Source organism: Rhizobium skierniewicense Ch11, assembly GCF_023757665.1.
In the GTDB taxonomy this organism is placed as follows: Bacteria; Pseudomonadota; Alphaproteobacteria; order Rhizobiales; family Rhizobiaceae; genus Agrobacterium; species Agrobacterium skierniewicense.
The window spans coordinates 19,010-41,282 of sequence record NZ_RXPG01000013.1 but is presented as its reverse complement, the minus strand read 5'-3'; the positions used below and the strand labels follow the sequence as shown (position 1 = coordinate 41,282).

General features: G+C 55.4%; 33 protein-coding genes and 2 tRNA genes. 3 read left to right on the top strand and 32 right to left on the bottom strand.

All coding sequences use genetic code 11. The annotated features are described in order from the left end of the window. The first annotated feature begins 82 nt into the window (after positions 1-82). The gene (gene msrP, locus EKM04_RS12040) at positions 83-1,024 is read left to right on the top strand and encodes a protein-methionine-sulfoxide reductase catalytic subunit MsrP (protein ID WP_183897649.1); all 942 of its coding nucleotides are present in this window, start codon (positions 83-85) and stop codon (positions 1,022-1,024) included. Positions 1,025-1,026: 2 nt separating this feature from the next. Further along, positions 1,027-1,686: a protein-methionine-sulfoxide reductase heme-binding subunit MsrQ gene (gene msrQ, locus EKM04_RS12035; RefSeq protein WP_183897650.1), complete on the top strand. Its 660-nt coding sequence runs from the start codon at positions 1,027-1,029 to the stop codon at positions 1,684-1,686. 186 nt (positions 1,687-1,872) lie between these two features. Here msrQ and EKM04_RS12030 read toward each other — a convergent pair whose 3' ends face one another. From EKM04_RS12030 to tuf, 29 genes are all read right to left on the bottom strand, one after another. Further along, entirely contained in the window at positions 1,873-2,853 is a 981-nt protein-coding gene (locus EKM04_RS12030; RefSeq protein WP_183897651.1) for a hypothetical protein, read from the bottom strand. Positions 2,854-3,139: 286 nt separating this feature from the next. Then, the gene (rplQ, locus tag EKM04_RS12025; RefSeq protein WP_174152673.1) at positions 3,140-3,565 is read right to left on the bottom strand and encodes a 50S ribosomal protein L17; all 426 of its coding nucleotides are present in this window, start codon (positions 3,563-3,565) and stop codon (positions 3,140-3,142) included. Positions 3,566-3,697: 132 nt separating this feature from the next. Continuing rightward, positions 3,698-4,708: a DNA-directed RNA polymerase subunit alpha gene (locus EKM04_RS12020; protein WP_045230760.1), complete on the bottom strand. Its 1,011-nt coding sequence runs from the start codon at positions 4,706-4,708 to the stop codon at positions 3,698-3,700. A gap of 187 nt (positions 4,709-4,895) precedes the next feature. Beyond that, positions 4,896-5,285, bottom strand: a complete 390-nt coding sequence (gene rpsK, locus EKM04_RS12015; RefSeq protein WP_174152672.1) for a 30S ribosomal protein S11 — start codon at positions 5,283-5,285, stop codon at positions 4,896-4,898. 137 nt (positions 5,286-5,422) lie between these two features. Beyond that, entirely contained in the window at positions 5,423-5,791 is a 369-nt protein-coding gene (gene rpsM, locus EKM04_RS12010) for a 30S ribosomal protein S13 (RefSeq protein ID WP_067643674.1), read from the bottom strand. Positions 5,792-6,012: 221 nt separating this feature from the next. Then, positions 6,013-6,627: an adenylate kinase gene (locus EKM04_RS12005; RefSeq protein WP_183897652.1), complete on the bottom strand. Its 615-nt coding sequence runs from the start codon at positions 6,625-6,627 to the stop codon at positions 6,013-6,015. Further along, the gene (gene secY, locus EKM04_RS12000) at positions 6,624-7,964 is read right to left on the bottom strand and encodes a preprotein translocase subunit SecY (RefSeq protein ID WP_174152670.1); all 1,341 of its coding nucleotides are present in this window, start codon (positions 7,962-7,964) and stop codon (positions 6,624-6,626) included. The genes EKM04_RS12005 and secY overlap by 4 nt, the downstream gene beginning before the upstream one ends. A gap of 316 nt (positions 7,965-8,280) precedes the next feature. Continuing rightward, positions 8,281-8,760, bottom strand: coding sequence for a 50S ribosomal protein L15 (gene rplO / locus EKM04_RS11995; RefSeq protein ID WP_174152669.1), 480 nt, complete (start codon positions 8,758-8,760; stop codon positions 8,281-8,283). Between the two features lie 16 nt (positions 8,761-8,776). Beyond that, complete coding sequence (gene rpmD / locus EKM04_RS11990) at positions 8,777-8,983, bottom strand: 50S ribosomal protein L30 (protein WP_045230765.1); 207 nt, start codon at positions 8,981-8,983, stop codon at positions 8,777-8,779. Positions 8,984-8,994: 11 nt separating this feature from the next. Next, positions 8,995-9,564, bottom strand: a complete 570-nt coding sequence (rpsE, locus tag EKM04_RS11985; RefSeq protein ID WP_045230766.1) for a 30S ribosomal protein S5 — start codon at positions 9,562-9,564, stop codon at positions 8,995-8,997. 118 nt (positions 9,565-9,682) lie between these two features. Beyond that, the gene (gene rplR / locus EKM04_RS11980; protein WP_045230767.1) at positions 9,683-10,045 is read right to left on the bottom strand and encodes a 50S ribosomal protein L18; all 363 of its coding nucleotides are present in this window, start codon (positions 10,043-10,045) and stop codon (positions 9,683-9,685) included. A gap of 12 nt (positions 10,046-10,057) precedes the next feature. Continuing rightward, positions 10,058-10,591, bottom strand: coding sequence for a 50S ribosomal protein L6 (rplF, locus tag EKM04_RS11975; RefSeq protein ID WP_183897653.1), 534 nt, complete (start codon positions 10,589-10,591; stop codon positions 10,058-10,060). 42 nt (positions 10,592-10,633) lie between these two features. Further along, positions 10,634-11,032: a 30S ribosomal protein S8 gene (rpsH, locus tag EKM04_RS11970; RefSeq protein WP_042618522.1), complete on the bottom strand. Its 399-nt coding sequence runs from the start codon at positions 11,030-11,032 to the stop codon at positions 10,634-10,636. A gap of 12 nt (positions 11,033-11,044) precedes the next feature. Continuing rightward, positions 11,045-11,350, bottom strand: a complete 306-nt coding sequence (rpsN, locus tag EKM04_RS11965) for a 30S ribosomal protein S14 (RefSeq protein WP_042618523.1) — start codon at positions 11,348-11,350, stop codon at positions 11,045-11,047. Positions 11,351-11,383: 33 nt separating this feature from the next. Next, positions 11,384-11,941, bottom strand: coding sequence for a 50S ribosomal protein L5 (gene rplE / locus EKM04_RS11960; RefSeq protein ID WP_174152667.1), 558 nt, complete (start codon positions 11,939-11,941; stop codon positions 11,384-11,386). Beyond that, positions 11,934-12,242, bottom strand: coding sequence for a 50S ribosomal protein L24 (gene rplX, locus EKM04_RS11955; protein ID WP_174152666.1), 309 nt, complete (start codon positions 12,240-12,242; stop codon positions 11,934-11,936). The genes rplE and rplX overlap by 8 nt, the downstream gene beginning before the upstream one ends. Positions 12,243-12,254: 12 nt before the next feature. Continuing rightward, positions 12,255-12,623, bottom strand: coding sequence for a 50S ribosomal protein L14 (rplN, locus tag EKM04_RS11950; RefSeq protein ID WP_003495199.1), 369 nt, complete (start codon positions 12,621-12,623; stop codon positions 12,255-12,257). 231 nt (positions 12,624-12,854) lie between these two features. After that, positions 12,855-13,091, bottom strand: a complete 237-nt coding sequence (rpsQ, locus tag EKM04_RS11945; protein WP_045230771.1) for a 30S ribosomal protein S17 — start codon at positions 13,089-13,091, stop codon at positions 12,855-12,857. Between the two features lie 12 nt (positions 13,092-13,103). Continuing rightward, positions 13,104-13,304 carry a 50S ribosomal protein L29 gene (gene rpmC / locus EKM04_RS11940; RefSeq protein ID WP_062451324.1) on the bottom strand — a complete coding sequence of 67 codons (201 nt, stop codon included), beginning with the start codon at positions 13,302-13,304 and terminating at the stop codon, positions 13,104-13,106. A gap of 12 nt (positions 13,305-13,316) precedes the next feature. Next, the gene (rplP, locus tag EKM04_RS11935) at positions 13,317-13,730 is read right to left on the bottom strand and encodes a 50S ribosomal protein L16 (protein ID WP_042618528.1); all 414 of its coding nucleotides are present in this window, start codon (positions 13,728-13,730) and stop codon (positions 13,317-13,319) included. 38 nt (positions 13,731-13,768) lie between these two features. Beyond that, positions 13,769-14,503, bottom strand: coding sequence for a 30S ribosomal protein S3 (rpsC, locus tag EKM04_RS11930; RefSeq protein ID WP_045230772.1), 735 nt, complete (start codon positions 14,501-14,503; stop codon positions 13,769-13,771). Continuing rightward, positions 14,503-14,892: a 50S ribosomal protein L22 gene (rplV, locus tag EKM04_RS11925; protein ID WP_067643706.1), complete on the bottom strand. Its 390-nt coding sequence runs from the start codon at positions 14,890-14,892 to the stop codon at positions 14,503-14,505. Before rplV ends, rpsC begins: the two co-directional genes overlap by 1 nt. 2 nt (positions 14,893-14,894) lie before the next feature. Then, a complete protein-coding gene (gene rpsS / locus EKM04_RS11920) occupies positions 14,895-15,173 on the bottom strand; it encodes a 30S ribosomal protein S19 (protein ID WP_067643709.1) in 279 nt (92 codons plus the stop codon). Positions 15,174-15,188: 15 nt separating this feature from the next. After that, positions 15,189-16,025: a 50S ribosomal protein L2 gene (rplB, locus tag EKM04_RS11915; RefSeq protein ID WP_174152665.1), complete on the bottom strand. Its 837-nt coding sequence runs from the start codon at positions 16,023-16,025 to the stop codon at positions 15,189-15,191. A 45-nt stretch (positions 16,026-16,070) separates the two neighbouring features. Further along, a complete protein-coding gene (locus EKM04_RS11910) occupies positions 16,071-16,364 on the bottom strand; it encodes a 50S ribosomal protein L23 (RefSeq protein ID WP_042618531.1) in 294 nt (97 codons plus the stop codon). Next, positions 16,361-16,981, bottom strand: coding sequence for a 50S ribosomal protein L4 (rplD, locus tag EKM04_RS11905; protein ID WP_077123217.1), 621 nt, complete (start codon positions 16,979-16,981; stop codon positions 16,361-16,363). The genes EKM04_RS11910 and rplD overlap by 4 nt, the downstream gene beginning before the upstream one ends. A gap of 12 nt (positions 16,982-16,993) precedes the next feature. Beyond that, positions 16,994-17,635, bottom strand: coding sequence for a 50S ribosomal protein L3 (rplC, locus tag EKM04_RS11900; protein WP_042618533.1), 642 nt, complete (start codon positions 17,633-17,635; stop codon positions 16,994-16,996). A 170-nt stretch (positions 17,636-17,805) separates the two neighbouring features. Continuing rightward, positions 17,806-18,114: a 30S ribosomal protein S10 gene (gene rpsJ, locus EKM04_RS11895; RefSeq protein ID WP_003507767.1), complete on the bottom strand. Its 309-nt coding sequence runs from the start codon at positions 18,112-18,114 to the stop codon at positions 17,806-17,808. A gap of 359 nt (positions 18,115-18,473) precedes the next feature. Next, entirely contained in the window at positions 18,474-19,649 is a 1,176-nt protein-coding gene (tuf, locus tag EKM04_RS11890; RefSeq protein ID WP_174152652.1) for an elongation factor Tu, read from the bottom strand. Between the two features lie 360 nt (positions 19,650-20,009). On the opposite strand from tuf, the gene EKM04_RS11885 reads away from it, so the two are divergent. Beyond that, the gene (locus EKM04_RS11885; RefSeq protein ID WP_183897661.1) at positions 20,010-20,639 is read left to right on the top strand and encodes a TerC family protein; all 630 of its coding nucleotides are present in this window, start codon (positions 20,010-20,012) and stop codon (positions 20,637-20,639) included. A 385-nt stretch (positions 20,640-21,024) separates the two neighbouring features. On the opposite strand, the gene EKM04_RS11880 is transcribed toward EKM04_RS11885, so the two are convergent. From EKM04_RS11880 to EKM04_RS11870, 3 genes are all read right to left on the bottom strand, one after another. Continuing rightward, the gene (locus EKM04_RS11880; protein ID WP_183897662.1) at positions 21,025-21,498 is read right to left on the bottom strand and encodes a PAS domain-containing protein; all 474 of its coding nucleotides are present in this window, start codon (positions 21,496-21,498) and stop codon (positions 21,025-21,027) included. A gap of 301 nt (positions 21,499-21,799) precedes the next feature. Then, positions 21,800-21,873: transfer RNA gene (locus EKM04_RS11875), tRNA-Gly, on the bottom strand. A 25-nt stretch (positions 21,874-21,898) separates the two neighbouring features. Continuing rightward, positions 21,899-21,983, bottom strand: a tRNA-Tyr gene (locus tag EKM04_RS11870). Positions 21,984-22,273 lie beyond the last annotated feature (290 nt).

Here is a 22,273-nt window from a genome sequence, read left to right as displayed (position 1 = left end):
GTTACGGAAAACTTTTTTGCCACTCCACACGTAATGGGTATTGAATAGCTGTTCTTCCGATCTGGCTCCGCAGGAGGTTTTCATGCCCGCTTATCATCCGCCCCGCATCCCGTTTTCAGATGTCACACCGCGTGACGTCTACCTGTCACGTCGCCATTTCCTCGGCGCGGCCGCGGGCATGGCAGCCATTGGTTTGACCGGACGCGATGCCATGGCAGCGCCGCTAACGGCCAAGCCCGGTGCCTACAAGCTGGATGAAAAGCTGACACCGCTGGACGCTGTGACGAGCTACAACAATTTCTATGAATTCGGGACGGGCAAGTCCGACCCGAAGGAAAACGCCGGAAATTTCAAACCGACCCCCTGGACCGTGAAAGTGGACGGTCTTGTCGGCAAACCACAGGAATTCGGCATCGAAGACCTGCTGAAATATCCGCTTGAAGAGCGCACCTATCGCATGCGGTGTGTCGAAGGCTGGTCCATGGCCATTCCGTGGATCGGGTTTTCTCTCTCGACCCTGCTGGACAAGGTCGAGCCGCTGGGCAGCGCCAAGTTCGTTTCGTTCGAGACCGTTGTCAGGCCGGAAGAGATGCCTGGCCAAAGCGGCCTGTTCCAGCCGCTGGAATGGCCCTATATCGAGGGATTACGCCTGGACGAAGCCCGGCACCCCCTGACCATTCTTGCCGTCGGTCTCTATGGTGAAACCTTGCCAAACCAGAACGGCGCGCCGATCCGGCTTGTCGTGCCATGGAAATATGGTTTCAAGGGCATCAAGTCCATCGTCCGTATTTCGCTTGTGGAAAAACAGCCCGAAACGACCTGGAAAAACTCCAACGCCCGCGAGTACGGCTTCTACTCGAATGTGAACCCCACGGTGGACCATCCCCGCTGGAGCCAGGCGACAGAACAACGCATCGGCGAAGGCGGTTTCTTCAGCACGCAGCGCCGACCAACGCTGATGTATAATGGCTATGACGAGGTTGCGAGCCTTTACACCGGACTGGACTTGAAGGCGAATTACTGATCATGGCGCTCGCCCTTTCGCTTCCGTCACTGCCCAAGCGTTACCAGCCAGCGGCAATCTGGGTTGTGTACGCTGTGGGCCTCGCGCCTGGTGTCTGGTACTTTTATCTCGCAGCCACCGGTGGGCTGGGCTTTAACCCGGTCAAGGAATTCGAACATCTGCTGGGCACATGGGCCTTGCGCTTCCTTTGCCTCGGGCTGGTCATCACGCCGCTGCGCGATCTCTTCAACGTCAATCTCATCGCCTACCGGAGAGCGCTGGGATTGATTGCGTTTTACTACGTACTGGCCCACTTCGCCGTGTATATCGTGCTCGACCGTGGACTGGTCTTCAGCTCTATTCTCTCCGATATTCTCAAACGCCCCTACATCATGTTCGGCATGGCGGGTCTCGTGATGCTCATTCCGCTGACGCTCACCTCGAATCGCTGGTCGATCCGCAGGCTAGGCTCCCGCTGGAACACATTGCATAAACTCTCCTACTTCATCTTGATCGCCGGCGTTCTTCACTTCGTGCTGGCGCGAAAGTCGCTGACACTCGAGCCGGTTTTCTACATATCCGTCATGCTCATCCTGCTCGGATATCGGTCGATCCGGCCTGTGATCATGGCTCGAAAGCGGGCTCGCAAAGGGGCGATCTCTTCCAGACCTCCGTCTCGTTAGGTTCTGCCACTTCCATATGCGTAACGTGACGGTCGCTATTCCAAAAAAGACACCAGCGAAGCGTTCTCGTCGTTTCCGACGTGCCGCAAAATCAAAAAAGTAGAGCATACCCGTCAAGTCGCGTTAGCTGAAATGCCAGACAAGAAAGCGCGGCGCATTTTCGCTGATATTGCTCTAGGCGCCAGATCAGCCCATGAACGCGACTTTGCTCGTTGGTACGTAAGCAGGAACAATCCACTCGACGGGTTTGAACACCAGCTTGAATTCTTTGGCCGGGTTATAAATCGTATCCTGCACCAATCCCTGAGATGTCCACTGTTGCTTCCACTGACCTATCGTTTCGGAGCCAAGCGCAATATTACCGCTTTTCGGCTGCAATGTGCTTGGGTATATGCCATGAGCGCTTTGAACAAGCGATCGATCCGGCTGAGGCGCCTTTGCATTTTCAGCTGCAATGTGACTGAGACGAGACCATCGGCGCTCATATGGATGCCACTTATATTGCTTAAGACACATGGCTAGGACCTTAAACTGCCTGCTCCCCATCGTGTTGATGACGTCAAGGTAACGCCACAAAATCGTGAGACCGCCAGTACCGAGCATCCAGCCTTCATTGCCGAATTGTCCCTGATCGACGGCGACATGACCGTGATAAGGGATATTCGTCTTGTCGCCATAATCCTTCTTGAAATCCACCACGCTTTTTGATGCGAGCACATCCTCGAACGAACGAAGATTAGCGTTGAGGAAGTCATTCAGGGTCTCTCCCGCCCCACGCTTCGTGGCCTTATACGTCATCTCCGCTTTGTAGATCTGATTGGCCACAGATTTGTTGAATGCGCTCGCGAATTTTTGATCTTCGACGAAAAGTTTTCTGAGAGATAGATTTACTGGTGTGCCGGTGCCCCCCAGAAAATGCGCGAGATTGCTGCTCGCCAGCGTGTCACGGTTGTTTTCTTTCAACTGTGACCACGCTTTTGCTAAAAATTGCTGATCATTGTAGGTCTGATTGTGCGTCGATAAAGCGTGGGTCCAATTCCAAGCGCCCCACATTAGCACAGGGTAGGCATCACCATCCAACTTACCGGTCACATTGGACGGCTGGGTTATTGCGTCATAGAGCGAATTTGCCTTCGCTATCTCCTGATCGCTCACTGGACGTGTCATTGCTACCACCCTCACCTTTGATCAATGAGCGGATGACCGCTTCCGCGTATCACCTGCTCGCCCGCTTCTGATGAATTCGATCGAACAGTCCCAGCCACAAATAATTCAACTGATGGCAGAAAATATCCAACCAAAACGGGCATAATTATGTTGATGCTTGGAAAAATAGTCACCCATCCAACGACGGCCCCGACGAAGATCGGAAAAAAGCCACCGCAAACGCAAAAAAAGCCGGGTGATTGCTCACCCGGCTTTCAAGACAACTGGCACTTTTCAGCGCCTGATATTATGCAGCTTCGGCTTCGGCAGCCTCTGCAGCGACGCGAGCCTTGTCGGCCTTGCCCTTGGCATCGACATCGCGCTCGACGAACTCGATGACAGCGAGAGCCGCATTGTCGCCCTGGCGGTAGCCGGCCTTCATGATGCGAAGGTAGCCGCCGTTGCGGGTTGCGTAACGTTCAGCGATCGCATCGAACAGCTTGCGAACGGCGTCCTGATCCTTGATCTGCGACAGTGCCTGACGACGAGCGTGCAGGTCGCCGCGCTTGCCGAGCGTCACAAGGCGCTCGACGATCGGACGGATTTCCTTTGCCTTTGGCAAAGTTGTTACGATCTGCTCATGCGTGATGAGCGAAGCAGCCATGTTGGCAAACATTGCCTTGCGGTGGCTGGCGGTTCTATTGAGCTTGCGGCCTGAATTTCCGTGGCGCATTGCTATTCTCCTTTATGCAGGTTCCTATCCGGACCTGCCGTTTCCTGGCACATGCAGGCAACCTGTCTTTTAAGACGGCGCCTGTTGTTTGACGGGGAAAGGCAGTCTTTAGCGGGCCTGCCTTCTTATTGGTTAATACTGGTCTTCGTAGCGCTTTGCGAGATCTTCAATGTTCTCTGGTGGCCATGCGGGCACTTCCATGCCGAGATGCAGACCCATGGAAGCGAGAACTTCCTTGATTTCGTTAAGCGACTTGCGACCGAAATTCGGTGTGCGAAGCATTTCGGCTTCGGTCTTCTGAATGAGGTCGCCGATATAGACGATGTTGTCGTTCTTCAGGCAGTTGGCCGAACGAACAGACAGTTCCAACTCGTCGACCTTCTTGAGAAGCGCCGGGTTGAATGCCAGTTCGGTCACAGATTCTTCTTCTGCTTCCTTCTGCGGCTCGTCGAAGTTGACGAAGACGCCGAGCTGGTCCTGAAGAATACGAGCGGCAAAGGCAACGGCATCTTCGCCGGAAACCGAACCGTTGGTCTCGATCGTCATGATCAACTTGTCGTAATCAAGAACCTGACCTTCACGGGTGTTTTCCACCTTGTAGGACACTTTCTTGACCGGAGAATAAAGGCTGTCCACCGGAATAAGGCCGATAGGGGCATCTTCTGCGCGGTTACGATCTGCGGGCACATAGCCCTTGCCATTGTTGACGGTGAATTCCATGCGGATTTCAGCGCCTTCGTCCAGCGTGCAGATGACGTGGTCGGGGTTGAGGATTTCGATATCGCCAACCGTCTGGATATCGCCAGCAGTTACCGAACCTGGACCCTGCTTGCGCACGACCATACGCTTGGAATCGTCACCATCCATCTTGATGGCAATTTCCTTGATGTTCAGAACGATGTCCGTCACATCTTCCCGAACGCCGGGAATGGAGGAGAACTCGTGCAGAACGCCATCAATCTGTACCGCAGTTACAGCAGCGCCACGCAGAGACGACAAGAGAACGCGGCGAAGCGCGTTACCGAGTGTCAGGCCGAAACCCCGCTCAAGCGGCTCGGCAACGAGTGTCGCCTTCGTGCGGCTCGAAGAGGTGAACTCGACCTTGTTGGGCTTGATCAGTTCCTGCCAATTCTTTTGAATCATCTTTAAACCTTCCGTTCGCCGCCACCATCCAATCGTGGCGGACCGAGCATGATCACCGAGAGGAACTTAAAACGTTCATCGGAGGGTTTGAAGCGTCGGAAGACCGGTCAAGCCGGCAACCCCCACGCCGATTACGCGAAAATTCCGCCAAACCGAAGGTAAGGCGGAACTCCCAGACAGAAACGCGTTAGACGCGACGCTTCTTGCGCGGGCGGCAACCGTTGTGCGGGATCGGCGTCACATCGCGGATGGACGTGATCATGAAACCGGCGGCCTGTAGCGCGCGAAGAGCAGATTCGCGACCGGAACCCGGACCGCAAACTTCAACTTCCAGCGTCTTCATGCCGTGTTCCTGCGCCTTCTTGGCAGCATCTTCAGCAGCGATCTGGGCGGCAAACGGTGTCGACTTGCGCGAACCCTTGAAGCCCTTGGCACCAGCAGACGACCAGGCAATTGCGTTGCCCTGCGCGTCAGTGATGGTGATCATCGTATTGTTGAAGGTCGAATTAACGTGCGCAACGCCCGTCGTGATATTCTTACGTTCGCGACGTTTAACGCGAGCGGCTTCCTTAGCCATGGTATACCTTTCATTGATCTCTGCACCGCCGTAACACCAGCGGCTACACCGGCGATCAGCCTCTTAGAAGCCTTTCGCCAAACTCAGAAAGGCTGGTGCGGCTTGCACCAGCCCTCCCTCTCCGGAAAACCGGAAGATTACTTCTTCTTACCTGCAATCGCCTTCGCTGGACCCTTGCGAGTACGAGCGTTGGTGTGCGTGCGCTGACCGCGTACGGGCAAGCCGCGACGGTGACGCAGACCACGGTAGCAACCGAGGTCCATAAGACGCTTGATGTTCATCGAAGTCTCACGACGAAGATCACCCTCGACGCGATAGTCGCGATCGATTGCTTCGCGGATCTGAAGGACTTCAGCGTCCGTCAGCTGATGAACGCGCTTCTCAGCCGGAATACCGACCTTTGCAACGATTTCCTGCGCGAATTTCGTGCCAATCCCATGGATATAGGTCAAGGCGATAACAACGCGCTTAGCCGTTGGGATGTTGACGCCAGCGATACGTGCCACGTCTATTCTCCTTGCGTTCCAGTTGCCATCCGGCAAGTGGTGCTTTCATTTGAGCGGCACGACTGCCGCCAGTTCAAAATTCGTGTTCGTCACAAGCTAAAACGACCGAACCCGGACTTTCCTTCCCTAAAGGAAAATCCGCGCCAGTCGCTTGGGTTGTCGCGAGTTGGCGCGGTGTAACGGAATCGGTTCAAAAAAGCAACCGGGGCCGTTAAGATTCTTTAGTTATGCGCAACTGAGGATGCAGAGTCGCGTTCTTTTTCAAGAACGCGCTCGATCGCTGCGGTGACGACATCCACATGGGCCATGCCATCGAGTACAACGAGATCGCCCTGCCCCTGGTAATATTCGGACAATGGAGCAGTCTTTTCGCGGTATTCCGACAAACGCTTGCGGAAAGATTCCGGATTGTCGTCCGAGCGCACCGTACCGCCAGCCGCAACCGTCTCAGCCACGCGGTTTTCGATTCGGCGCACCAGCGCTTCCTCGTCCACCTTCAGTTCGATGACAGCATCGAGATCGATACCCTTGTCGCGTAGGTTTTCGCCCAGCGCCTTTGCCTGCGGAACGGTTCGTGGGTATCCATCCAGGATGAACCCCTTGGCACAGTCCGCCTGCTCTATGCGTTCGGAAACGATCTGATTGACGATATCGTCAGATACGAGACCACCCGCGTCCATGACTTCCTTGGCGCGTTTGCCAATCTCAGATCCGTCGCTGACCGCAGCACGAAGCATGTCGCCGGTCGACAGTTGTGGAATGCCATACTTATCCGTCAGGCGTTTTGCCTGGGTGCCCTTGCCTGCACCCGGTGGTCCCAAAAATATCAGTCTCATCGTCCCCTCTTTCCTCCACGCAGTTTCGATTTCTTGATCAGCCCCTCATACTGCTGGGCAATCAGGTGACCCTGAATCTGTGCAACGGTATCAAGAGTTACACTGACTACGATCAAAAGCGAAGTACCACCAAGGGCTAATGGTATGCCCGTCCGCGCGATCAGCGTTTCGGGAAGAATACAGACGAACACGAGATAGATGGCACCGACGACGGTGATTCTGGTCAAGACGTAGTCGATGTATTCAGCCGTCCGTTCGCCTGGACGAATGCCGGGAATAAAGCCACCGTGCTTCTTCAGATTGTCAGCCGTATCCTTCGGATTGAAAACGATCGCGGTATAGAAGAAGGCAAAGAACGCAATCAGGAGACCGTAGAGGAACATGAATAGAGGCTGGCCGTGCTGAAGCGACGCGATAATGGTCGTTGCCCAAGGCGGCAGATTAGTGCTGTTGGTGAAGCCCGCTGCGGTCGCTGGCAGAAGCAGCAGCGACGATGCGAAGATCGCGGGAATGACACCAGCCGTATTCAGCTTCAACGGCAGGTGAGACGTATCGCCCTGGAACATCCGGTTGCCAACCTGTCGCTTTGGATACTGGATCAAAAGACGTCGCTGGGCGCGCTCTACAAAGACGATCAGGGCAATGACGCCGATGGCGACCACGAGTACGGTCAGAATCACAGGTGTCGAGATGGCACCCTGACGACCGAGCTCGAGCGTGCCGGCCAGTGCCTTTGGAAGACCCGCTGCGATACCCGCAAAGATGATCAGCGAAATACCGTTGCCGATACCACGCGACGTGATCTGCTCACCGAGCCACATCAGGAACATCGTGCCGCCGAGCAGCGTGATGACCGTGGAAACGCGGAAGAACCAGCCGGGATCGATCACGAGCCCTGCCCCGCTCTCAAGTCCTGCTGCGATGCCGTAGGCCTGCAACGTTCCGAGAAGCACGGTACCGTAACGCGTGTACTGATTGATGATCTTGCGGCCCGCTTCGCCTTCCTTTTTCAAGGCTTCGAGCGACGGCACGACGGACGTCATGAGCTGCACGATGATCGATGCGGAAATATAGGGCATGATGCCGAGCGCGAAAATCGCCATGCGCTCTACCGCGCCGCCCGCAAACATGTTGAAAAGACCGAGAATTCCGTTGGCCTGCCCCTGGAAGGCGCGTGCGAAAGCTTCCGGGTTCAAACCTGGAAGCGGAATATGCGTGCCAAGGCGATAAACGAGAAGTGCGGCAAGGGTAAACCAAAGACGCTTTTTCAGATCTTCAGCTTTCGCGAAGGTCGAAAAATTCAGGTTTGAGGCCAGTTGTTCCGCTGCTGAAGCCATAAATTTCTCCGCATGACCCTTGTCCAGCGGCACGGAAACCGGCAATTCCGGAAAAGGTCTAAAAGATACTGGTTCAAAAACCGGGCTTTGGACGGATCACGGCTTTATTGCCGATCAACATGCCTCACCCTTGTTTTCGTTCGTCCGTTTCGCATTCCGATGAACACTTGCGAACTGTGAGGCTCTCCCCGCGACACGACCGCATCGCTTGAGAGTATTCGCGTAATCCTCGTTTAATCGATTAGGATTCAAAGGCTTATGCGACTTCTAGAGCAAACGCCCGGAGTGAAACACACCGGGCGTTCGTTGTCTTATATTACTCTGCGGCCTGCGCTGCAACAGCCAGAAGCTTGATGGAACCACCAGACTTCTCGATTTTTTCAACAGCTGTCTTGGAAGCGCCGGCAACTTCGAAGGAAACCTTCGTTGTCAGCTCGCCATCAGCCAGGATGCGAACGCCATCCTTGAGGCGACGGATAACACCGGCAGCCTTGAGGGCAGCGGCATCAACAGTCGACTTTGCGTCCAGCTTGCCTGCATCGATGGCGGCCTGAACGCGGCCGATCGAAACTTCTGCATACTCGGACGCGAAGATGTTGTTGAAGCCACGCTTTGGCAGACGGCGGTAGATCGGCATCTGGCCGCCTTCGAAGCCGTTGACGGCAACGCCGGAACGAGCCTTCTGACCCTTGACGCCGCGACCACCGGTCTTGCCCTTACCGGAACCGATACCGCGACCTACGCGGATACGATCCTTGGTGGAGCCTTCGTTATCTTTAATTTCGTTGAGTTTCATGATGACTTCCTCCGTCTCACTTCTCGTCTACGACGCGAACGAGATGCTGGACAGCACGGATCATGCCGCGAACAGCTGGAGTATCTTCCAGAGTGCGCTGACGGTGCATCTTGTTGAGACCCAGGCCGATCAGCGTCTGGCGCTGGACAGCAGGGCGGCGAATGGGGCTGCCGATCTGTTCGACCGTAACAGTCGTCTTGGCTTCAGTAGTCTTCTTGGCCATGATACTGCTCCTTATTCTTCAGCAGCGTTGCCGGAAGCGGCGCGGCGAGACTGAAGGGTCGCATACTTCAGACCACGCTGTGCAGCGACGTCCTTAGGATGAACCTGGTGCTTCAGAGCGTCGAACGTTGCGCGAACCATGTTGTATGGGTTCGAGGAACCGGTCGACTTGGCGACGACGTCATGAACGCCGAGCGTTTCGAAAACAGCGCGCATCGGACCACCGGCGATGATACCGGTACCAGCCTTCGCGGAGCGAAGAAGAACCTTGCCAGCGCCGTGACGACCATTGACGTCATGGTGCAGCGTACGGCCATCGCGCAGCGGTACAAAGATCAGATCGCGCTTAGCGCTTTCCGTTGCCTTGCGGATCGCTTCAGGCACTTCACGAGCCTTGCCGTGACCAAAGCCAACGCGGCCCTTCTGGTCGCCAACAACGACGAGAGCAGCAAAACCGAAACGACGGCCGCCCTTCACAACTTTCGCAACGCGGTTGATCGCTACCAGCTTGTCAACGAATTCGCTGTCGCGCTCTTCGCGGTTCTGGCGGTCGTCGCGAGAACCTCTTTTTTCCTGTGCCATTGTCCTTGTCCTTTTTCTTTTACGGGTGGAACGGCAAACGAAAAGACCATCGGCTTCATCTCTGAAACCCGCATGGTCCGGTGAAAACCTGCCCGGATGTGACCGGGCAGGTAAAAGATTAGAAGTTCAGACCGCCTTCGCGGGCAGCTTCAGCCAAGGCCTTGATGCGGCCGTGGTAAATGAAGGCGCCGCGATCGAATACGACATCCTTAACGCCAGCCTTGCCGGCGCGTTCGGCAACCAGCTTGCCAACTGCGGCCGCTGCTGCAACGTCCGCACCCGTCTTCAAGGACGAGCGCAGATCCGTATCGAGTGTCGAGGCAGACGCAAGCGTCTTGCCGGCGACATCATCGATAACCTGAACGTAGATGTTCTTCGACGAGCGATGAACCGACAGGCGCGGGCGACCGTTGGCAACCGCCTTAATCTGGCGGCGCACGCGGCTCGCGCGACGTGCAAGTGCTTCTTTCCTGCTAGCCATTTCGCGTGATCCTTACTTCTTCTTGCCTTCTTTGCGGATGATCCGTTCTTCGGCGTACTTGACGCCTTTGCCCTTGTAGGGCTCGGGACCACGGTATTCGCGGATTTCCGCGGCAACCTGACCGACCTGCTGCTTGTTGATACCCGAAACGATGATTTCCGTAGGCTTCGGAACGGCAATCGTGATGCCTTCCGGAGTCTGGTAAACCACGTCGTGGCTGAAACCGAGTGCCAGCTGCAGGTTCTTGCCCTGCATGGCAGCACGATAACCAACGCCGTTGATTTCGAGCTTGCGTTCGTAGCCGTCCTTGACACCCTTGAAGATGTTCTCGACCATCGTGCGGGACATGCCCCACTTGGAACGAGCTTCCTTGCTGTCGCTGGACGGCGTTACGGACACCGCGTTATCTTCCAGTTTAACCTGAACTTCGTCATTGGCGACGAAGAACAGTTCACCCTTAGGACCCTTGGCAGTAATCTTCTGGCCGTCGACAGTGGCCGTCACACCTGCGGGAACCTGAACGGGCTTTTTACCGATACGAGACATATTTCTATCCTGTCTGTCCGTTAAGGAGATCCTTGCTCAGTCTTAGAAGACGGAGCAAAGAACCTCGCCACCAACGTTCTGTTCGCGAGCCTGGTGATCGGCCATCACACCCTTCGGAGTCGAAAGGATGGTGATACCGAGGCCGTTCGCAACCTGCGGGATGGACTTGACCGAGACATAAACTCGGCGGCCCGGCTTGGAAACGCGGCCGATCTCACGGATCACGGATGCGCCTTCGTAGTATTTCAGTTCAATCGTGAGTTCGGACTTGCCGTTCTCAAAATCAACCTTCGAATAACCGCGAATGTAGCCTTCAGCCTGAAGCACGTCGAGAACGCGTGCGCGCAGGCTGGATGCCGGTGTGTTGACCGAAGACTTGCGACGGGCTGCACCATTGCGGATTCGGGTGAGCATATCACCCAACGGATCAGTCATTGTCATGTGCCCGTCTCCTTACCAGCTGGACTTGACAATACCCGGCACCTTGCCGGAATTGCCCAACTCGCGAAGCGCAATACGCGACATCCCAAGTTTGCGGTAGAACGCGCGCGGACGGCCCGTTACTTCGCAGCGGTTGCGGATACGCGTCTTCGAGCCGTCACGCGGCAGCGAAGCGAGCTTCAGGGTTGCCTGGAACCGCTCTTCAATCGGAAGGGACTGGTTCATGACAATTGCCTTAAGGGCGGCACGCTTGCCAGCCTGTGAGGCAACCGTCTTGCGGCGGCGCTTGTTCTTTTCAACTGCGCTTGTTTTCGCCATATCGGAGTTCCTTTTCTACGCTCGTCGTTACGGTTACTGACGGAACGGGAAGTTGAACTCTGTCAAAAGAGCCCGTGCTTCGTCGTCCGAGTTTGCCGTCGTGCAAACGATGATGTCCATGCCCCACATCTGATCAACCTTATCGTAGTTGATCTCTGGGAACACAATGTGCTCCTTGATGCCCATGGCGAAGTTGCCACGGCCGTCAAAGCTCTTGGGGTTCAGACCCCGGAAGTCGCGAACGCGCGGAAGCGCGATGTTAACCAGACGATCAAGGAATTCGTACATGCGGACGCCACGAAGTGTAACCTTCGCGCCGATTGGCATGTGTTCGCGAACCTTGAAGCCCGCGATGGAATTGCGAGCCTTCGTGATGACAGGCTTCTGACCAGCAATCGCTGCCAGATCGCCAGCAGCAACCGTCGGCTTCTTGGAGTCAGCAGTTGCTTCGCCAACGCCCATGTTGATGACGATCTTGTCCAGCTTGGGGATCATCATCACGTTTGCGTAGGAGAACTTCTCCTGCATTGCGCCACGAATACGGGAAACGTATTCAGCCTTGAGACGCGGCTCGTACTTGGACTCAGCCATCGATCACTTCTCCCGAACGCTTGGCCACACGGACCTTCTTGCCATCAACAACCGAGAAACCAACGCGGGTTGGCTTGCCATCCTTATCGGCGATGGCGAGGTTGGAAATGTGCAAGGAAGCTTCCTTGTTGATGATGCCGGCTTCCTGGCCCTGGGTCTGGCGCTGGTGACGTTTCACCATGTTGACGCCACTCACAAAAGCCCGATCTTCTTTCGGCAAGACCTGTGTTACTTCGCCGGTACGGCCCTTGTCCTTACCGGTCAATACGACAACCTTGTCGCCTTTACGAATTTTCTGCATCGCTATCGCTCCTTACAGTACTTCTGGAGCCAGCGAGATGATCTTCATGTGGTTCTTTGCGCGAAGTTCGCGTGGAACCGGTCCGAAGATACGGGTGCCGATCGGCTCTTTCTTGTTATCGATAAGAACGGCTGCGTTGTTATCGAAACGGATGACGCTGCCATCAGCGCGGCGGATGTCTTTAGCGGTACGCACAACAACCGCCTTCATCACGTCGCCCTTTTTAACGCGGCCGCGCGGAATGGCTTCCTTGATCGAAACGACAATGATGTCGCCAACGGAAGCATACTTGCGCTTCGAGCCGCCCAGCACCTTGATGCACATGACACGACGTGCGCCGGAATTATCCGCCACGTCGAGGTTTGTTTGCATCTGAATCATGTCAGGTCGCCTTCTTGTTGTTACCGGACCGGTTGGGCACGTTTAACAAACAGCCCCCTGTTCCAGCTTATGAATGTCTCTGTTTTCGCGCGGAATAATCGTGACAGGGTGGTTTCCTAAAGGACCTTCCGTGCGCATCAAAGCAAAAGAACGCCCGTGAACGAGCGTCCTTGCGCTGCTTCATACAGACTTCCGCGCATATAGCAAGACCTGCGCGAAAATCAGTTGAAATTATGCCTGGGCGGAAACGACCGTCCAGCGCTTATCCTTGGAGATCGGTGCGCATTCCTCGATGGAAACGACATCGCCGATCTTGAATTGGTTGTTCTCGTCGTGCGCCTTGTATTTTTTCGAACGACGAACGGTCTTCTGAAGCAGCGGGTGAGCGAATCGACGCTCAACACGAACTACAACGGTCTTCTCGTTCTTGTCGGACACAACGACGCCCTGCAGAATGCGTTTAGGCATATTATTCTTCCTTTAGGCCTTGGCTTCTGCCGCCTTCTGGCGGGCAATGGTTTTCACGCGGGCGATGTCCTTGCGGACTTCGTCGATGCGCGAGGACTTTTCCAGCTGGCCGGTTGCCTTCTGAAAGCGCAGATTGAACTGCTCTTTCTTCAGGTCGACAAGCTTGTCCTTGAGCTGATCGGCGCTGAGGCCGCGAACGTCTTCGGCTTTCATGGTGCCTGCTCCTTACTCTGCGATGCGCTGAACGAAGCGCGTCTTAACCGAGAGCTTGGCAGCGCCGAGACGAAGCGCCTCGCGGGCGATCTCCTCGGAAACACCGTCGATCTCGAACATCATACGACCGGGCTTGACCTTGCATGCCCAGTATTCAACAGAACCCTTGCCCTTACCCATACGAACTTCGGTCGGCTTTGCCGTGACCGGAGTGTCTGGGAATACGCGGATCCACACACGACCAGCGCGCTTCATGTAACGCGTGATCGCGCGGCGGGCCGCCTCGATCTCGCGCGCGTTAACGCGGTTCGGTTCCTGCGACTTCAAGCCGAATTCACCGAATGCCAGGTCAAAGCCGCCCTTGGCCACACCTTTGATGCGACCCTTAAACTGCTTACGGTACTTAGTACGCTTTGGCTGCAACATTTTCTAACTTCTCCGAGCTTATCTTTCGCCAGCGTCAATCAAGCGTTTTCGCGGCGACGGTCGCCACGATCACCGCGCTGCTCACGGCTTGCAGGGCCCTGTGCATCGCCTTCTAGACCACGACGTTCAGAAGCCATCGGATCGTGCTCAAGGATTTCGCCCTTGAAGATCCAGACCTTGATGCCGCAAATACCGAACGCCGTTGTAGCTTCAGCCACACCGTAGTCGATGTCTGCACGCAGAGTGTGCAATGGAACGCGACCTTCGCGGTACCATTCGGTACGAGCGATTTCAGCGCCGCCAAGACGACCACCGCAAGTGATCTTGATGCCTTCGGCGCCAAGACGCAGTGCGGACTGAACAGCACGCTTCATGGCACGGCGGAAAGCCACACGACGTTCGAGCTGCTGAGCGATCGACTGTGCAACGAGTGTTGCGTCGATTTCCGGCTTGCGCACTTCAACAATGTTGAGGTGCGTTTCAGACGCGGTCATCTCGGAAATCTTCTTGCGAAGCTTCTCGATGTCTGCACCCTTCTTGCCGATGATCAGACCCGGGCGAGCCGAGTGAATGGTCACGCGGCACTTCTTGTGCGGACGTTCGATGACGACCTTGGCGATGCCAGCCTGCTTCAATTCCTTGGTCAGGTAAGCACGGATCTTGAGGTCTTCGTGCAGCAGCTTGCCGTATTCGGCAGTGTCTGCATACCAGCGGCTATCCCAAGTGCGGTTGATACCGAGGCGGAAGCCGATTGGATTGATTTTCTGACCCATTATGCGGCCTCCCCTTTTTCTTCCACTTCACGAACAACGATCGTCAGGTGAGAGAACGGCTTTTCGATGCGCGACGCACGACCACGGCCACGAGCGTGGAAACGCTTCATGGTGATGGACTTGCCAACATAGGCCTCGGCTACGACAAGAGCGTCGACGTCGAGGTCATGGTTGTTTTCCGCGTTGGCGATTGCCGATTCCAGCGTCTTCTTGACGGTGGCGGCGATGCGCTTGCGAGAAAACTCGAGCTCGGCGAGAGCGCGATCGACCTTTTTACCACGGATAAGAGCGGCAACTAGGTTAAGTTTCTGGGGGCTGACGCGAAGCGTACGGGCAATGGCCTGAGCCTCATTGTCCTTCAGCCGGCGTTCGGTCTTAGCCTTCGCCATGTTTACTTCCTCTTTGCCTTCTTGTCCGCACCATGACCGTAATAGGTCCGGGTCGGAGAGAATTCACCGAACTTGTGACCGACCATGTCTTCGTTGACAGAGACGGGTACATGCTTGCTGCCGTTGTAGACGCCGAATGTCAGACCAACGAACTGAGGCAGGATCGTGGAGCGACGGCTCCAGATCTTGATCACTTCACTGCGTCCGCCTTCGCGTACCTTCTCAGCCTTAGTGAGAAGATAACCGTCAACAAACGGACCTTTCCATACTGAACGAGCCATTTGAGAGTTCCTCTCTTACTTCTTGCGCTGATGGCGCGAACGCATGATGAACTTGTCGGTCGACTTGTTGGAGCGAGTCCGCTTGCCCTTTGTGGGTTTACCCCACGGAGTCACCGGATGGCGACCACCAGACGTACGACCTTCACCACCACCATGAGGGTGATCGACAGGGTTCATCACGACACCGCGAACGTGAGGCTTCTTGCCGCGCCAGCGTGAACGACCGGCTTTGCCGTCGTTTGTGTTGCCATGATCGGCATTCGAGACAGCACCGATCGATGCAAGGCAAGAGCCATGCACCAGACGCTGCTCACCGGAGTTCAAGCGAAGGATCGCCATCCCTGCATCGCGACCAACGAGCTGAACATACGTGCCGGCGGAGCGGGCAATCTGACCACCCTTGCCTGGCTTCATCTCGACGTTGTGGATGATCGAACCGACTGGAATGTACTGAAGAGGCATTGTGTTGCCTGGCTTCACGTCCACTGCCTTTTCGGATGCGATCACCTTGTCACCGGCAGCGATACGCTGTGGCGCGAGAATGTAAGCCTGTTGGCCGTCCGTGTATGTCACGAGCGCGATGAATGCGGTGCGGTTAGGGTCATATTCCAGACGCTCGACCGTACCTTCAACGTCGAATTTACGACGCTTGAAGTCTACGAGACGGTAGGTCCGCTTGTGACCGCCGCCCTGAAAACGAACGGTGATCCGGCCCTGGTTGTTACGGCCACCCTTCGAGCTGAGGCCCTCTGTGAGAGCCTTTACCGGCTTGCCCTTGTAGAGCGAAGACCGGTCCACGATAACCAGCTGACGCTGGCTTGGCGTGGTCGGATTGAAACTTTTCAATGCCATTGTATTTGTTCCCTTTTGGGTCTTTGCCCGCTTGGGCCTAACCTTTTAGAGTCCGGTGGACACGTCTATGGATTGACCTTCGGCCAGCGTAATGATGGCTTTTTTGACATCCTTACGCTTACCAGCGAATCCACGGAAACGACGAGTCTTACCCTTGCGGATAAGCGTGTTCACTGCCGTGACCTTGACGCCGAAGAGTGCTTCGACTGCAGCCTTGATTTCAGGCTTCGAAGCGTCTTTGGCGACGTTGAATACGACCTGGTTCTGTTCAGAGACCAGCGTCGACTTTTCCGTGATCGAAGGAGATACGATCACATCGTAGTGGCGAAGATCCGTCATTTGAACCGCTCCTCAAGGGCTTCAACCGCAGCCTTGGACAGCACGAGCTTGCCGCGGCGCAGGATGTCGTAAACATTGATGCCCTGGATCGGCAGAACGTCCACATTCGGAATGTTCTGGGCTGCGAGCTTGAAGTTTCCATCAAGTTCAGCGCCACCGATAACGAGAGCGTTGGTCAGGCCAAGCGTTGCGAAGTGGCCAAGCAGACCCTTTGTCTTTGCATCGGTCGCAACGAGCTGATCAACAATGATCAGTTCTTCGGACTTCAGCTTTGCAGACAAAGCATGACGCAATGCAAGCGCGCGGACCTTCTTGGGAAGATCGTGAGCGTGGCTGCGAACGACTGGGCCGTGGGCTTTGCCGCCGCCGCGAAACTGCGGTGCGCGAGCCGAATGGTGACGAGCGCGGCCCGTACCCTTCTGCTTGTACATCTTTGCACCCGTGCGGGAAACTTCCGAACGGTTCTTGCTCTTGTGCGTTCCCTGCTGCTTCTTGGCGAGCTGGTAACGAACCATGCGGGCCAGGATGTCCTGGCGTGGGTCGAGGCCGAAAATTTCGTCCGACAGGGATACCGTGCCGGCGTCTTTTCCCTCGAGGGTTTTGACGTTCAATTCCATGATGAGGCTCCCTTACTTCGCTGCCGACTTAACGGCGTCGCGGACGATGATCCAGGAACCCTTGGAACCGGGAACGGCGCCCTTCACGAGGATCAAACCGCGACCCTCATCAGTCGAAACCACTTCCAGATTCTGGGTGGTGACGCGTGTGCTGCCCATGTGACCAGCCATGCGCTTGCCCTTCCAGACCTTGCCGGGATCCTGGTTAGAACCCGTCGAACCGTGAGCACGGTGCGATACGGAGTTACCGTGCGATGCGCGGCCACCACCGAAGTTGTGACGCTTCATCGAACCGGCAAAACCCTTACCGATCGTCGTGCCGGTAACGTCTACCAGCTGGCCTGTCTGAAAATGATCTGCGGTCAGTGTTGCACCGACGTCGATGAGGTTTTCGGGGGAAACCCGGAACTCAACGAGCTTTGCTTTCGGCTCGACGCTGGCAGCGGCAAAATGACCGCGGAGTGCCTTTGTCGTATTCTTGACCTTGGACTGGCCCGCACCGAGCTGAACTGCAGTGTAGCCATTCTTGTCTTCTGTGCGCTGGGAAACAACTTGTACGTTGTCCAAACGCAGTACCGTTACTGGGATATGCTCACCGGCGTCATTATAGACCCGAGTCATACCCACTTTCTGTGCAATCACACCTGAACGCATTGGTTCAATCCTCTTGCGAGCCTTGAAGGGAGAACCCTCTGTGGCCTTTGTTAAGGAGTTCCCTTCGACGTCTCACGACGTTTCCGGTCTCCGGATTGGAAGTCGTTGGATCGCTCCACGTACCTTCCTTGTTATATCGGCCCTTGCTTTCACAAGGTCGGGCCGAGGTCTTAGAGCTTGATTTCGACGTCAACGCCAGCAGCCAGGTCGAGCTTCATCAAAGCATCAACGGTCTGTGGTGTCGGGTCTACGATATCGAGAAGGCGCTTGTGCGTCCGCATTTCGAACTGCTCACGGCTCTTCTTGTCAACGTGAGGAGAACGGTTGACTGTAAATTTTTCGATGCGGGTTGGCAGTGGAACCGGGCCGCGAACGCTGGCGCCGGTGCGCTTGGCGGTCGACACGATTTCACGGGTGGAGGCATCGAGGATCCGGTGATCAAACGCCTTGAGGCGGATACGGATATTCTGGCCGTTCATTCGTCTTGTCCTTGTTCTTTGTCTTTGCATTTCCGCACGCGGAAATACATGAACCTATTGATCGTGGCGCCGCAGATTTTCAAAAATCAAGAGGAATGCGAAGCAGCATCCCAATCATTTCGGTAGTCTGTAAGGTTAAAATCACCGGGCCTCGCGACTGATCACGAATCCAGACTGGTGAGTGTGAGTGCGCGTTTACGCCCTTTCACCGAATTTTTCAAGCCTTAAAAATGCAACGCAACGATGCTTTTCACAAAACGTTCGATGGCGGTGTTTTCCACACCGCCATCGAACATAATCACACAGCAGGCAAGACGCCCGCTCTTTCCGCGACGGTGCCAGAGCACCGCCAGCGTTTATTACTCGACGATCGAAGCGACGATGCCGGCGCCGACGGTACGGCCGCCTTCGCGGATCGCGAAGCGCAGCTTTTCTTCCATCGCGATTGGAACGATCAGTTCGACTTCAACAGTGACGTTGTCGCCTGGCATAACCATTTCCGTGCCTTCTGGAAGCGAAACGATACCGGTCACATCCGTCGTGCGGAAGTAGAACTGTGGACGGTAGTTCGTGAAGAACGGTGTATGACGACCGCCCTCTTCCTTCGTCAGAATGTAGGCTTCCGCAATGAACTTCTTGTGCGGCTTGACAGAACCTGGCTTGCACAGGATCTGACCACGCTCAACGCCATCGCGCTGCACGCCACGGATCAGCGCGCCAACATTGTCGCCAGCCTGACCCTGATCGAGCAGCTTGCGGAACATTTCAACGCCGGTCACAGTCGTCTTGGTCGTGGCGCGAATGCCGACGATTTCAACTTCTTCACCAACCTTGACGATACCGCGCTCAACGCGACCCGTGACAACCGTACCACGGCCGGAGATCGAGAACACGTCTTCGATCGGCAGCAGGAATGGCAGGTTGATCGGACGCTCTGGCGTTGGAATGTAGGCGTCGACCTGAGCCATCAGCTCGCGGATCGCGTCTTCGCCGATCTTCTTGTCCGAATCTTCGAGAGCGGCAAGAGCCGAACCCTTGACGATTGGAATATCGTCGCCTGGGAAATCGTAGGACGACAGAAGTTCGCGAACTTCCAGTTCTACCAGTTCCAGAAGCTCTTCGTCGTCAACCTGGTCAACCTTGTTGAGGAACACAACGATCGCAGGAACGCCAACCTGACGGGCCAGCAGAATGTGCTCGCGGGTCTGTGGCATCGGGCCGTCGGCAGCCGAGCAAACCAGGATCGCGCCGTCCATCTGGGCAGCACCGGTGATCATGTTCTTCACATAGTCGGCGTGGCCGGGGCAATCGACGTGCGCGTAGTGACGGTTCGGCGTCTCATATTCAACGTGGGCCGTCGAAATCGTGATACCGCGGGCCTTTTCTTCCGGTGCAGCGTCGATCTGGTCGTATGCCTTGAACTCGCCGAAATACTTCGTGATCGCAGCAGTCAACGACGTCTTGCCGTGGTCAACGTGACCAATCGTGCCAATGTTGACGTGCGGCTTGTTGCGCTCAAACTTGCTCTTTGCCATGTGAATTGCTTCCTGTGAACGTGAAGTCGTTGTCCCGGCGAACCGGTTTGGTGTCGCCGTTTAAGGCTTTGCAAGCGAATGCGCAAGACTTAATTGCGAGCGCACCTGTTGCGCTACCAAAAGCGACATGATGCGCCTCATATGGTGCGCGGACCTCTCACCGTCAACGTCACTCCTTCATGTAGAGGATGCTTGTATGATCGAACACGGAGTCTTTACGTCGATGTGATTCCTGTCATATTGACAGCAAGGCCACACTTTGGGGGACAAGGTGGCAGATCGCGCTCGCGCCGCAATCGCATATCCGCTTCTCGCCGTCTTCTCCCGCGGCACCCATTCTCATCCGCTTCGGGACCTACTATGGAAATTTTTACGGCTGCCGGTTTTACGGCGTTTCTTCAAGTCATTGCCATTGACCTCGTTCTGGCAGGCGACAATGCCATTGTGATTGGCCTCGCCGCAGCGGGCCTGCCAGCGCATATGCGCAGAAAGGCGATCCTCGTCGGCATTATCGCGGCCACCGTTCTGCGCATCACATTTGCAGCTGTAACCGTTCAGTTGCTCGCCGTCGTCGGCCTCCAGCTTTTTGGTGGTCTGCTTCTGGCTTGGGTTTGCTGGAAAATGTGGACCGAATTGCGTGCGCAGAGCAACACCGCAGGTGAAGTCGAGAATGAAGAGGTTGACCTGACCAAAGGCAACAAGACCTTCGCTCAGGCCGCCCTGCAGATCGTCATCGCCGATGTCTCCATGTCACTTGACAACGTGCTTGCCGTCGCTGGTGCTGCGCAAGACCACGTCACGGTGTTGATCATCGGACTTGTTGTCTCCATCGCGCTCATGGGTCTCGCAGCCAATTTGGTAGCCAAGCTTCTACACCGTTATCAATGGATTTCGTATGTCGGCTTGCTTGTCATCGTCTACGTCGCACTCAATATGCTCTATCATGGCGCCGTCGAAGTGTGGCCTTACGTCCAACCTTATCTCAGCTGACCACGATCAACCTCCCCTATCAAAATCCCGGAAATCCTGTATTTTCGGGATTTTGCATTTCGAGTGAGCAGCTTAAATCGCCACCCGTCGCGCAGTCACTCGTCACGCCCACCAGAGGCCTTATAAATCGCCCATAGCTTTTCATGGTTGCCGTCAGTTTAAGGCAAGCTTAAGCAGTCATGACTTTGGACACAATAATAATGATAAAGGTTGTCTGAACAATGGCTTATGATTGGTCTGGCGGGCGTGTCCGTCAGTTTCGCAGGCTGAAACTCGCAATGGTGGTCGGCACTGTTTTCCTGGTGGTGCTGCTTGTTGGACAATTCTGGAGCAGCTGAGTCATCAGCAAGATCGCACCTGCGACGTCCTCACACTTTGATGTGCACTAAAGTGCCGTTGCTGGGACGTTTCCATTCGATGCATCGGCATTTGTCGGGCAAGGGCTATCAAAGACGACGCCGCTAAAAAGCGTCGCAACGCCGTCAACATAACGGTAGCATTTTCCGATTTCTGTAATTTTAGCAAAGGATTCGCCACGGCGAATGCGATAGACCATTTCGAACGGTTCGCCGGAAAGAACGGAATTTTTAATGCCCTGAACCACATGCGGCTGGTCGTCTTCATGGATGAGTGGCATCATGCGTTCCACCGGCAACCCGGCATCAAGCTCATCCGGAGCGAAGCCCATGATCATCGCGAAGGCTTCATCTGCCCAAAACAGGTTCTGCTGAAGATCCCAGACGTAAAATCCACCAAGGCTCATCGAAACATAACGTTGCAAAGGTGCGCTTTCAGTCATTTTCAATCCTGGGTATTTTTTTAGACAATATGCATATTTTGAGGTATCTGGAAACCGCAAAATAGGGCGAAACTGTGTTTTTTCAGTGAATCGTTGGCAGGGATGATTGGATCTAATCCGCTGGCTAGCTTTTTAACCTCGTGAGCAATGAGATTTACGCTCGATGGATAAGCGCACTGGTATCGTGTCGGGGTTGGCCGAAGTCCCGAGTCTCGCTTAAGATTTGGCACCCCACGCGGCGACCGAGACCGAGCACATCACCGGCGCTTGGGCGGGTTTGAAAGCAGGTGATGCCGCCGAGTTGGAACAATGAACGCACCACATCGGAGTGATCCGATTCGCTGCCAGTGACGGAGATTGTTGGAGCGGGTAGCGGGAATCGAACCCGCGTATTCAGCTTGGAAGGCTGCTGCTCTACCATTGAGCTATACCCGCGGTGGTGAGTTCGATCCGTGCAGAATGGTGGAGGAAGTTGGATTTGAACCAACGTAGGCTGAGCCAACGGATTTACAGTCCGTCCCCTTTAACCACTCGGGCATTCCTCCAGTATTCTGCGAGGATCAAGCGACCAAGCTTAACCAGATTTCCGAGGGCGGCACGTTGCCGTTTCGTCGTCTGTGGCCGCGTATATGACTGCCCTCGCCGCGTCTGTCAACACGATGTGTGACGAAAATTTGCGAAAAACGCGAACAGAGTCATAGGCCTGTGGATTACACCGGACCGGCCTATGGAGACGACGGCAGATTTATATCGAGCCTTTGCCAAAACGGTAAAAACTGTATCTTCATCTTGAGTGCCAGCGGTCTGAGGGACTGGTGCTGGCGCGTTGCTGACG